A 12,250-nucleotide genomic window follows, 5' to 3' on the forward strand; every position below is an offset into this window, starting at 1 on the left:
AATTCCCAGCCATCACAAAAAGTATCTAAAGATGAATAAAGTTTAAGAAATGTCTAAAAAACTGCAAAGCTGCTAAACAAAGAAGTTATAGCAGGAAACAGACTTAAAAGTCTTTCAGTGTGCGGCTTTTACGTTCAGTTTTTGTCCTAAACTACCTGGCGACAGCTATAATAAGCAGAAATTCACTTGCGGTTGTAGTGAGCAATGGTATCATTCGGGTATTACAAAAAGTAAAGGGCAGTTTTACTATGACCAAAGCACCTATTCCTCCCGTGGTGCTAGTCATTTTAGACGGATGGGGCTACTGCGAGGAAACTCATGGAAACGCTATTGCCGTTGCTAACACTCCGGTGATGGATAGCTTATGGGCGGCTTATCCCCATACCCTCATCCAAACATCAGGGAAAGCAGTGGGGTTACCAGAAGGTCAAATGGGCAACTCAGAAGTTGGTCATTTGAACATAGGTGCTGGTAGAGTTGTGCCCCAAGAATTGGTACGCATCTCAGACGCGGTAGCAGATGGTTCTATCCTCACAAATCCAGCACTTGTCAAAATCTGCAAGGAAGTGTGTAGTCGAAATGGCAAGCTGCATTTGGTTGGGCTAACTTCCGAGGGTGGAGTGCATTCGCACATTAATCATCTATTCGGACTACTTGAGTTAGCCAAGATTCAGGGAATATCCCAAGTTTGCATACACGCTATTACTGATGGGCGTGACACCACCCCAACTGAAGGTGTGAAAGCACTTTTACTTCTTCAAGAATACATCGACCGTATAGGAGTTGGGCGTATAGTCACAATTAGCGGTCGCTACTACGCCATGGATCGCGATCATCGCTGGGATCGGGTCAAACGCGCCTACGATGTGATGACACAGGATGGACCTGGCAATGAGCGTGCGGCTGTGGAAGTCTTGCAAGCATCGTATGCAGAGGGTGTGACAGACGAGTTCGTTGTCCCAGTAAGAATTGCACCCGGAGCAATAGAACCCCAAGATGGAGTGATATTCTTCAACTTCCGCCCAGACCGCGCCAGACAACTTACCCAAGCTTTTGTAAATCCAGAATTTAACGGTTTTGAAAGACAGCAAATCTCGCCGCTGTCTTTTGTCACCTTTACACAGTACGAGTCAGAATTATCAGTTGGGGTTGCTTTTGAGCCTCAGAATTTGAATAACATTCTTGGGGAAGTCATTTCTGGGCATGGTTTAAAGCAGTTTCGCACCGCAGAAACAGAAAAATACGCTCACGTCACCTACTTCTTCAATGGGGGTTTGGAAGAACCCTTTGAAGGAGAAGACAGGGAACTGGTAAACTCTCCGATGGTAGCAACCTACGATAGTGCGCCAGCAATGTCAGCCCAAGCCGTGACAGATGTGGCGATCGCAGCTATTGAAAAGTGCATATATTCGCTAGTTGTCATCAACTATGCTAACCCAGACATGGTAGGACACACTGGTAACATAGAAGCGACTGTGAAAGCAGTTGAGACTGTAGACCAGTGTTTGGGTCGCCTACTTACCAGCATCATTAAAGTTGGGGGTACAACACTTATTACCGCCGACCACGGTAACGCTGAGCATTTGCTAGATAGTGACGGGAATCCCTGGACAGCGCATACGACCAACCCAGTCCCTCTCATCCTAGTAGAAGGCGAAAAAGCAAAAATCCCAGGATATGGTACAGATGTCGCTATGCGAAGCGATGGCAAGCTAGCCGACCTTGCACCCACGATTCTGGATATTTTACAACTCCCTCAGCCATCGGAAATGACAGGGCGATCGCTGCTGCAAAGCGCTGAGTATGAAGTCCAACTCTCTCGCACTCCTGTAAAACTGGGACTGTAAAAGAGTTAAGTCAAGATGGATTATTTATGAATGATGAATTATGAAACAGACTTAACACAACTCATAATTCATCATTCATAATTTATAATAAAGAGTTTATGATTCTTCTGTCTTAAAACTTCTCATCAATTACATTAACTACCATGACCATTACTAACGTTGTAGAAGTCATTTGGGCATTATCCGCTATTGGTATGATTATCTTGGTTTTGTTACACAGTCCAAAAGGTGATGGTGTAGGAGCCATTGGCGGACAAGCCCAGTTGTTTAGCAGCACCAAGAGTGCAGAAAACACATTAAACCGAGTCACTTGGGCGCTTGCAGTCATTTTTCTCGGTTTAACTGTGGTTTTGAGTGCTGGTTGGCTCCCCAAATAAGATGGGGAGATAGGGAGATGGGGAGATAGGGAGATGGGGGGAAAAACCCAATACCCAACACCTAGCACTCGTAATAGTATTGTTAGGACTAGGATTACAAAAACTCTGTTTTGGCAGCGCTTCATTGCCGCATTAGCATTCGCTATTGGCACAGCGCTGCTTATTATTTTGACATACCTCCCATCCAACGCCATCCTTGTTACCTCTTCCTCATCACCCTCATCACCCCCAACTCCCCTCAAACCCCATCCCATACCACAAACACTGACGCAGTGGCAAGATAGCACCAACAGTGGTGACTATTTTTCTCAAGTGACTCCAATCCAAGTTGGTTATTTAGTTTGGTCGCAGTTTCCTGTTCGGGTTTACGTAGAACCACCGAAAGCAATAAGCAGCAAGCAGGCGGAAGAATGGGTTAATACCGTTTTACAAGCGGTACAGGAGTGGAATATTTATTTACCTTTGGCGGTAGTTGAACAGCTAGAAGACGCAGATATTACTGTTGTGCGAAAAGCCCCACCACTGCAAACTTCTCCTAATAGTAAAATACCCCGTGCGCGTTCTGCTCAAACTACCTACAAGTTCTATGTCAGCAAAAATAATCTTTTATCCCACCGCTTTACGATTCTGTTGAGTCCCAGCCAAACAGGTCAGTATCTCCTAGCAGCAACCCGCCACGAACTAGGTCATGCACTGGGAATTTGGGGGCATAGTTCGCTACCAACTGATGCCTTATACTTTTCCCAAGTCCGCAACCCACCGCCAATTTCTCCCAGAGATGTGAATACTTTGAAGCGGGTTTATGAACAGCCGACGAGTTTGGGATGGTCTTTGAGAGAAAAATAATGTAGGCGAGTAGGGGAACCTCCATACTTTTCTCAAAGCTAGTTTTTACACCTATGCCTGAAAAATGTGTTCAGCCCTCAGATGGAAGTCGGGGAAGGAAGGCGATCGCACCTCGTCCCCATTTCTAAATTGTGTCACTTGATACTCACCTTCAATTAAGTAGTAGATGGAAATAGTTGGTTGTTTGGGATTACCGATGTAGCGCTTACCTCCTAGTCCCAGATAATCCACAATCCAGTATTCAGGCACAACGATGGATCATTAGGTTACAGCCATCTGCATCTAAATAGACCACATTGTCCAGACGTTGCACTGCAACGTCTGGACAGGGTTTAAATGAGTGCATATGTGGTTCATTTATTTGAAAACCGCTGTAATTAAAAGCAAGTGAAGAAAGGTAAAAAGTCAAAAGTAAAAGGAAACCTCTTTTGACTTTTGACTGTTCTACGCTCCCCAACTTAGCGGTATGCGTCGTCGCTGTTCCAAAACTTTGGTATAAAGTTCTTCAAGTCGAGTAATGTTGCCGCTAAGAGTATATTGTTCTAATATCCGCTTTCTGGCTTTCTGCCCTAGCAAAGTTGTGAGTTCGGGATGATCTTGGAAGAGTGGCAACAGGGTTCTCAATTGTGGACGGACTGTTTTTGTGTTAAGAATGACACCCGCTCCTTTCTCAAGGACTTCTCCATCTGCACCCACATCTGTTGCCAAACAAGCAAGCCCACAAGCCATTGCTTCTAATAAAGATAGCGACAAACCTTCCACCAATGATGGTAAAATAAATACATCTGCTCCCCGTAAAATTTCGATCCGTCGTTGTTCATCGGCAACAAATCCCAACCAGATAACGTTGTACTCCAAACCGTAAAATGGTTCCAAAGAAGCCTTCAAGGGACCATCGCCAACAATAAGCAATTTGCTATTTGCTCCCATTTCTGCCTGTTTCCAAGCACGCAAAAGGGCTTCAACATTTTTTTCTGGGGCTATCCGACCTTGGTAAACAAACAAGCGCTCGGCTCGAAATTCCTCTTTGACTCTAGAAGGACCCGGAGAGTACTTATCAACGTCCACACCGTTGGGAATGACAGCAATATTTTGTTCTGGCACACCCATGCGAGCTAACAATTCTCGCTGAATTTGGGAAAATACAATCACGCGATCGTAGTTACCCAAAAAGGGTGCGTAGAGTTGATAAGCCAAAAGTTGTGTTCCCGATACCAGTTTTGCTCCCTTTCCAGCAAACGGTGTGTGGAAAGTGGCAACCAGAGGCAAATTCAGTCGCTCACAAATTTCTGGCAGAACAAAGTCCAGGGGAGATAGGGTCAAAGAAGCATGAACTATATCAGGTTTGATGCGTCGCAGCGACTGAGTTAAAACCTTAGTCGCTTTGAAAGTAGGAATTGTGTAAACCTGGGACTTGTAAATGAAGGGTAGCGTGACTTCTGGGCAATTGGGCCAGTTATCTAGGTCTGATTCTTCTTGGGCGAAGTGGAGAAAGCTAACTAGGTGTCCCCGGTCTAGCAAGGCATTTGTAATCTCTCTACTGTAAGTGACATTGCCACAAAAGGGTGATTTTTTTCCAATCCAGGCTATACGCATTCTTTGTTAGCTATCAGGAAAGCGAAATTATTATATTAGCTTTTTGTCCTTCTTTATCAGTCCTTTGTCTCGCTCTACTTGCTGGCTCTTCAACTATCACAAAATACAACCAATCGTTAGCTGTCAGGAAATTTTTTTACATTTCCCCAGGCAGCGCATTTTTGGCTTTACTTCTTTACTTACTTTATTTCTCAGTTGTTAATTTATAGAGTTTTCTAACAACTTACCTAGACGCTATACATAACGTCTAGCTAAAGTTACGATTGATCCCCAGCAAGTATCTGAGAATTTCTCATTGGGCTAAGTTTACCATGAAAACAGAAGCTTTCAGTAAATAAGCGATTGTAGAAAGCCGAATATTGAGTTTTTTTATCTATTAGCTACTTAGAAGAGGTATACCAGGTTAATATACCACCCAAAAAGACCATCGCTGCTAACCCCAAAAAGACTGTCTGTAATCCGACAAAGGTTTCTGCTACGCCTGCTACTGCTAAGGGTAAAGACAGAGCAATATTAATCACGTTGTTTTGCAGACCAAAGACTTTGCCACGCATATCAGGTGGTGTTTCTGTTTGGATAGCTGTTTGCATGGGGATACCCACGAGTGACCCAGAGACACCCAAGAGTGTTATCAACAGCAAAACGACCCATAACTGTTGGGTAAATATCGACAGACCAATGAGAGATGCTGCCATACCCATACATCCACACAGACTTAACTGGGTATAAGAGAAGCGCTGACCAAATAGACCTAAAAGAGTTGCTCCAAGAGCAATACCAACACCTCCAGCCGCTAGTAAAAAGCCGAATTGGGAGGCTTTCAAACCCGGAATTAATTCTGCCATGCGAACGGCTAAAACGGTTAATGCCGCAAATATGGAGAACAAAATTATAAGTTGGATGAGGGCATTGCGGAGGCGACGATTTTCTCGGAGATAGCGGAAACCATCTCGCAGGTCAGTAAAAATGTGAGGGGATTCTTTTTCTGTTTTTTGGGGTTGTTCATGAGTGACAAGCAGCAACAAAATGAGTCCAGCAAGCGCATAACTGCCACCCACCACAAGTTCTTTGCCTAGTCCATGACTACCACCTAATTGCGACCACACTTGGTCTGCTACAGCTAACAATGGTTCCCCAACAGCAAACCCGACGATCACCGAAGCCATCATTGTTGTGGTGTAAAGCGAGTTAGCAGAAAGTAAATGCTGCTCTTTCACCACTAAAGGAATTGCCGCCTGTTCTGCTGGTGCAAAAAACTGCGTCAGCGTGGAAACTAGGAAAGTCACCCCTAGGAGGATGCCAAAACCCACTGGCAACACTCCCAGTAATGGTTGCCAATCATGAGTCAACCACAGCAATGGTGGAATTGCCAAAACCAATAGACCGCGCCAAACATTCGTTGCTACCAGCACCGCCTTTTTCGACCAGCGGTCTACAAATACACCAGCGACGGAACCGAAGAGGACTGCGGGAATGGTAAAAGCCATCATCAGCGTCGAGACCCAACCACTAATGGTTTGATCGCTTGTTTGAAACTGAGTATTAATGATGGCAATCATCAAAACCAGATACACCTTATCTGACAGTTGACAAAAGACTTGACCACCCCAAAGAGCCAAAAAGTTAGGGTTTTTTATGATCGGCAAAAAACCATGCTCTTGTTTATCAGCTGATGCAGCTTCTCCATTGGAACCAGAAGAACCTATATCTGGTGGTTGCGTACTATGCTCGGAAGCATTACTTTTGCCATTTGCCTCACTATAAGTTAATTGATTTTCCGATTTTTGTTCACTTGGATTTGTAGCATCAGTTTTTGGTATTTCTGATGTACTTTTCTGGTTTTCAAAAAGGTCTTTTGCCGACATTTCATGAACTTGAATAGGACTAGATAAAGACCTTGGAACACTTGGGTGATTGGTTACTTTAGGCACCGATGCCCTACTCTGTTTTTTAGCATAGCCTTGTGACAACGGCAGGATATTCGTATCCAAATCAGACGGTTGCATCATGGTTGGCAGCAAAATAAGAATCTATTAAAGCAGCGGAGCGAATAGGGCGACCAAAGTGATATTGAGCATAAGAGCGCAAAATTTGCTCAACAGATAACCAGCCATAACTTTTGGCTGCATCTTGCACTATCTCTGGTTGCGACAGATGCTGGAGTATAGCAAGTTCTGTGGCATTCAGGCGGCTAGATACGACTGGTATTTCTTGCCGATGAATAACTGTTTTGTAGTTGGAAGACTTCTGTTTGACAGTAGCAGGATGAACAGTGGGGGGAGTGGAGGAAGATGGGGAAGACGAGAGAAAATTTTCTCCCCCTACTCCCCTCTGTTTTCGGAGGCGTTCCCAAGCCGTTAAGCAAACCGTTCCACCAGTTGGTATGCTAAATCCCACCTGCCAGTTGGGGTTTGTGAAATCTGGTATCAGAGGACGTGCAGTGAGGCAACACACTTGTACTTCGGGAGTGAGTCCAGCTAAAGCTAAAAGGTGAAATACCCCATGAGCTAGATGTGCTAGAACCTCAGATGCCTCCGTGCTGGGCAAAGCCTCTAAGCGACTGAGATGTTCGTTTAGTAACTCATATAATTCTTCTTGGGGTTGTTCGCTCAAGGCTTGACACAGTACTATTTCTGCTAAATACTGGCTGGCGGCAAGCTTTCCCAAGTTTTTGGCAAGACCTGGATAAGATTTTATAGTTTGTGCTTGAGTCATTTTATCGAGCGATCGCCCTTTAGCAATCAGTAACTCGTTTACCACAAACATTCCACTCCTACCACCAAGGCTGGAGTTGTGTTTACGTGAACCTGGGGCAACTGCTCGAACTAGACCAAACTCTCGTGTCAAAATTGTCACTAGTCTATCTGATTCTCCCAGAGCCTGGGTTTTAAGATTAATTCCAGTTGCTTTATAGGTTTTACTCATTTGTCATTAGTTATTAGTCATTAGTCATTAGTCATTAGCAAAGGACAAAGGACGAAGGACAAATGACTACTCACTATGATCCAGCCTATCGCGCTGACGAAGCAAATCGATACTGCGAGACGTCCCTAATCTGGTAGCGCCCGCTAGGATTAAGTCTAAAGCTTGGTCGATGCTACGAATACCCCCTGAGGCTTTAATTCCCACCCTCTCTCGTGCGACTTCCTTCAAAAGTCGTACATCTTCTACTGTTGCACCGCCATTCCAACCTGTACTGGTTTTAAGAAATGCTGCTCCAGCTTCCATACATATTTCTGCTGCTATTCTTTTTTCTTCATCCGTTAGCAGGCTTGTTTCCAAAATGACCTTCACAGTTTGCCCTGTTTCTTCGCAAATTTCGGCAATTTCCCGATGCACGTCCTCAGTTTTGCCTGCTTTCAACCAGCCTAAGTTGATCACCACATCTAACTCAGCGGCACCATTCTCCACCGCTTCTTGAGCTTCATACAGCTTTGTTGCCGAAGTCGTTGCACCACTAGGAAAGCTAATGACTGTACAAACCTTGGGCTTTTTGCCGTGGAGGAGTTCTGCTGCTTGCCTCACATGAGCTGGATATACACAAACTGCCGCAAAATGAAATCTATCTGCTTCTTCACACCATTGTTCAACCTGCTCAGAGGTAGCCGTTGGTATCAGCAGAGTGTGATCTATAAATGGCGCAATATCAATGTCTTTATGGTCTGCTGCCATTGCCTCTTCTACCAGTGATTAATTATTAACCTTTATAAAAAAATTTAAAACTATTTGGATAAATTAAATAATAATTTTTCCGTTCTTTAATCTGAACTTTAACGCTTTACTGAGTGTCTTTGGTCACTGCTAGCAATGATGACTGAATTACTGCATGTATTTTATTTTACTTCAACTTTTGTTGAGATGGTAAGTTCATATAAGTTTTTATCACCAGTTGCTAAAAAGCCAAGGATATTTTGAGCTAATGCCTTTGATGCTAGGTAAGGCACACCGTTACCAATTGCTTTAAACATATTTGTCAATGACATATTATCTGGAAATACAAAGTTAGCAGGCAAAGATTGTATTGCTAAAGCTTCTGCTGCTGAAATGCGCCGAACTTTGTAGGGATGTAAATGGACTTCATTATTTCCATAGCAAGCTGTGGGAGAGTAACGCCATCTGTGAAGACGTTTAAAAGATTTCTTTGAATCATCTCCCTCATCTAGGGTAGCGAATTTTTTAATACCCGCTCTTGGCTGAAAATAATGTCCAGCATTGGGATGGTTTAGCACATCATTTTTTCTAAACCAGTATTCAACTGTGAGTTCTTGAGGAATACCATCAGGGCAAGGCAGAATAGAATCTTCTTTAAATTGTTCTGACTGACTCCAATTGTAAGAAAAAACTTGCTCTATAGGATAGAAAATATGTTTTTTCCAAGGAAAAGTACCTTCAGGCAAAACATTTTCCTTGTCAAATTCTATCCCTATGTCCTTGATTAACTGAGTTCGGAAACCAATGAGAATAATTCTGTCTCTATCCTGAGGCACGCCGTATTCAATAGCATTAATTAACCGTTCTGTTAATATATAACCAGCTTGGTTTAACTTTTGCTTAAGCGCTTCAAAAAACCAACGATGTTTTTTTGTCTTCCACAAACCTTTGACGTTCTCAAATAAAAATAAATCGGGTTGCTGTTGGCAAATTAATTCAACGTAGGAAGCAGATAGTTTACCATTATCTCCTAAGTGTCCTCGATTTTTTCCACCTATGGAGAAGTCAGGACATGGAGGACCACCAATAAATCCAACAATATCAGTAGACTTTCGGCAATCTTTTACCAATTCCCGTAGGCGAATTGCTTGTATTCCTTCAGTAAGTTTGGTTACGTCTCCCTCTTCCCCATGATGATAACCATATTCTGGCAATGGCAAATTGAGAGTAGCCCGTGAATAGCGGTGTGCTTCCATAAATGGGGAAAATATTTCATTGACATAGACAATATTGAAACCGCTGGTTTCAAAACCTAAATCAAGGAAACCTAAACCTGTGAAAAAGGAGAAGATAGTAGGGCAATTTCTCATTTGCTGATTTGGAAAGCATATTTATAAAGCTGGCGATTAGAAAATGCGCTAAGGCGCACGCTACGCGTTAGCGTTAGCTCCTCCGCAGGAGGCACGCGCCTACACAGAGAAAACCCCTTCGGGTTTGCAGTCGCCTACGGAGGGAGACCCTCCTACAGCGCTGTCTCACCGCCTGCGCGGGGTTCAGGAAATTGAGTCCGCGTAGGCGGAGTTCGTCTGTGTGCCCGTAAACTCTGCGACTTTCAGTCGCCAAGGCTAGGCAATTGTCTGAGATTCAATGAGTTGTGGCTGCTGTACTTCTGGCATTAAACGTTTTACGCCTTGCTTAACAAAACTTTGCAACAAACCAATCTGCTGGTTCTGCTGAAACACGTTTTGCAAGGTTTGCCGTAACTTGTCGAGATTCAAGCCACCTTCAGAATTCATAGCGACTTCCTGCTGTTGGAAATACTCGACTAGGCTTAAACCGGCTATGCGAGTCAGATAAGCTGCACTAACCCCCTGCACTGCGCCACCAGCAACGAAGGTGATAGCGTTACTCTTCAGCACTGTACCTACCGCTTTGGAAGACAGTTCCACCAAACCCAGTTTCAGCATCAAACCTCCCATTGTTCCAGCAACAGTTTGCGCTTGTTCCAAGGAAAATTTCTGCTGATAGAGACCACCCAAATCCATAACCATCTGGGCATTAATTGCCACTGTTGCCAAGATATCAAGTGCTGGGACTGGGTTGGCAAATGCCGCCGCCGCTGCTATCCACTGGTATTGTTCAATAACTGGTACAGCGCGATCGCGTCTGGTTCCATTGAGCAAGTTTTTCGCCTCAGCTTTCAGCAAAAGGGCTTTCCTCATCGTGGTTGCCCACACCAGCTGCTGTCCTTGCTGTGCCAACATTTCGCCCAACTGAGAAGTCAACTGTTGGATGTCTGGCGCTGGCGTCTCCAGCCACTCTTGCACAGAACCGTCTTCTTGATGCTTACGTACTTTGACGGCAAGGGGAGACCCCGCAGTTGCTACGACAATTGAGGACGCCCTTTGTTTCAGCGACTCCAACACACTAAAGCGTTCGTCTGGCAAATACTGATCTTGTTTGTTAAAAATCAAAATTGTGCTTTGATTTGCTGCTTTTAGCTGTTGCAAAGTTTGAAATTCTGAATCTGTTAAATCACCGTTTGTCAGAAACAGAACAATATCAGATGTGTTGGCAGAAGCCAAAACAGCTGCATCTGACTTTTCGCTTGCTTCTAGAAACAAAGGTGGTGTCTCTTGAAAAGAGACTGTTTGCTGTATTTCTTGCCGCCAGCTAGACTCTAGGACTTTAATTAAAGTCGTTTTACCTACTGATTTCCCGCCAGTGATAGCAGCGATCATCTCTTGTCTGTCTATCTCAGCTATGAGATGGGCAACTTGTTCTCGCAATCTCTCTAGGACTGGGTGACTTTCTGCTTCTTGTGCCAGTTGGTTAACCACGGCTTCGGCTTTGGCGATCGCCCCTTCCACCGTTGGCCGGTCTACAGTCATACTGTTGAGCAGTTGAGAACTATCTTGAGTGCGATTTAGCTTTAATAACCACAAACCGCCGCCAACTGCTAAGAGACTCAATAAGCCAAATTCACCTATCTGCACAAGTGAATCGTGCCAACTTTCTAACATCCATAAAGAAAAGGACAGTCCCAATCCTCCCACTAAAATCGGTCGCCGCAACTTCACAACTATGATTCTCCGAACTTTTTGGATGGCTTCTACTCCAGATTAGCTCAAAACCCCGCTTCTAGGACTCCGACTGGCGGAGGCACAAAATTTTTTTTACATACGGCTGCTTCTAAGATGAAGTCCCAAGCGTCGCGATACTTGGCGGAACGAGGTTTGCGCTGTCGTTTCTCGGCTTCAACAAGGTGTATTTCGCTACCGTAACCTATGAATACATCTACAGGGAAGACATAAAACAGGTCAAGTGTCTCTACATACACCAGGGCAAAATCAAAGTCTGATGCCTTGTAAGCTTCTCTAAGCATAAGCCGCCGATTTGTTTTTGTTCGCCGATTATCTACAACATAATTGCTAGAAGGTTCATCAAACCATGCATACTTGACTTGAATTTTAATTAGAGTTCCTTCAACATCAAACGCTAAATCGTAAGGAAGCCTATCGCCAACAGGTTTTAAAACTCCCCAACCACGCTTCAAGGCATGAAGAACGGCAGCTTGTTCTGCTATGTCTCCTTTAAGCTTTGTATCCATCTGCCACCACAAGGAATATAGGAATAGCTGCTAATTAGTCTAAAACAAAACCCTACAACCTTTTAGGATGCAGGGTTTTGTTTGATTTTTCATTTGGTGGCGGGAAGTGGATTTGAACCACTGACCTTCGGGTTATGCTTACCATCTACAGCTTTCACTGCCTGGATTAACCAGTTTGTGGTCTGGACTGTCCCTTCACCCTCGTCTTTCACGTTAGGGTGCCTGCCTCCCAGTCTCTACACCTTCCCCATTTCTGAGGCTTGGTTCGGGATTACCGCGCTAGTGGCTTCCCCGAGTTTGACAGGTAATCGCACACAAGTTTC

The 12,250-nt window shown here is 44.3% G+C and carries 10 protein-coding genes and 1 pseudogene; 3 read left to right on the forward strand and 8 right to left on the reverse strand.

Translation table 11 applies throughout. The features are described 5' to 3' along the window. The first annotated feature begins 248 nt into the window (after positions 1-248). The 3 genes from gpmI (at position 249) to MAS10914_RS0115780 (ending at position 3,070) form a co-directional block, all read left to right on the forward strand. Positions 249-1,847 (forward strand): 2,3-bisphosphoglycerate-independent phosphoglycerate mutase, encoded by a 1,599-nt coding sequence (gpmI, locus tag MAS10914_RS0115770; RefSeq protein WP_026082584.1) that lies wholly within the window; start codon positions 249-251, stop codon positions 1,845-1,847. A gap of 143 nt (positions 1,848-1,990) precedes the next feature. Then, positions 1,991-2,224, forward strand: coding sequence for a preprotein translocase subunit SecG (gene secG / locus MAS10914_RS0115775; RefSeq protein WP_017316911.1), 234 nt, complete (start codon positions 1,991-1,993; stop codon positions 2,222-2,224). A gap of 33 nt (positions 2,225-2,257) precedes the next feature. Then, positions 2,258-3,070, forward strand: a complete 813-nt coding sequence (locus MAS10914_RS0115780; protein WP_017316912.1) for a hypothetical protein — start codon at positions 2,258-2,260, stop codon at positions 3,068-3,070. A 51-nt stretch (positions 3,071-3,121) separates the two neighbouring features. On the opposite strand, the pseudogene MAS10914_RS0115785 reads toward MAS10914_RS0115780, so the two are convergent. The 8 genes and pseudogenes from MAS10914_RS0115785 to MAS10914_RS0115820 all read right to left on the reverse strand — a co-directional run. Continuing rightward, positions 3,122-3,325, reverse strand: a pseudogene (locus MAS10914_RS0115785) (Uma2 family endonuclease); the annotation flags it as partial. 189 nt (positions 3,326-3,514) lie between these two features. Then, entirely contained in the window at positions 3,515-4,666 is a 1,152-nt protein-coding gene (locus MAS10914_RS0115790) for a glycosyltransferase family 4 protein (RefSeq protein ID WP_017316914.1), read from the reverse strand. 380 nt (positions 4,667-5,046) lie between these two features. Further along, positions 5,047-6,675, reverse strand: coding sequence for an MFS transporter (locus tag MAS10914_RS0115795; protein ID WP_017316915.1), 1,629 nt, complete (start codon positions 6,673-6,675; stop codon positions 5,047-5,049). After that, positions 6,659-7,591, reverse strand: a complete 933-nt coding sequence (recO, locus tag MAS10914_RS0115800) for a DNA repair protein RecO (RefSeq protein ID WP_017316916.1) — start codon at positions 7,589-7,591, stop codon at positions 6,659-6,661. The genes MAS10914_RS0115795 and recO overlap by 17 nt, the downstream gene beginning before the upstream one ends. 66 nt (positions 7,592-7,657) lie before the next feature. Further along, positions 7,658-8,338, reverse strand: a complete 681-nt coding sequence (deoC, locus tag MAS10914_RS0115805) for a deoxyribose-phosphate aldolase (protein WP_017316917.1) — start codon at positions 8,336-8,338, stop codon at positions 7,658-7,660. A 161-nt stretch (positions 8,339-8,499) separates the two neighbouring features. Next, positions 8,500-9,687, reverse strand: coding sequence for a DNA cytosine methyltransferase (locus MAS10914_RS0115810; protein ID WP_017316918.1), 1,188 nt, complete (start codon positions 9,685-9,687; stop codon positions 8,500-8,502). 255 nt (positions 9,688-9,942) lie between these two features. Beyond that, positions 9,943-11,403, reverse strand: coding sequence for a YcjF family protein (locus MAS10914_RS0115815; RefSeq protein ID WP_026082585.1), 1,461 nt, complete (start codon positions 11,401-11,403; stop codon positions 9,943-9,945). A 41-nt stretch (positions 11,404-11,444) separates the two neighbouring features. Beyond that, on the reverse strand, positions 11,445-11,927 hold the full coding sequence (locus MAS10914_RS0115820) for a group I intron-associated PD-(D/E)XK endonuclease (RefSeq protein WP_017316920.1): 483 nt from the start codon (positions 11,925-11,927) through the stop codon (positions 11,445-11,447). Positions 11,928-12,250 lie beyond the last annotated feature (323 nt).

Origin of the sequence: Mastigocladopsis repens PCC 10914, assembly GCF_000315565.1 — a bacterium.
Taxonomy (GTDB): domain Bacteria; phylum Cyanobacteriota; class Cyanobacteriia; order Cyanobacteriales; family Nostocaceae; genus Mastigocladopsis; species Mastigocladopsis repens.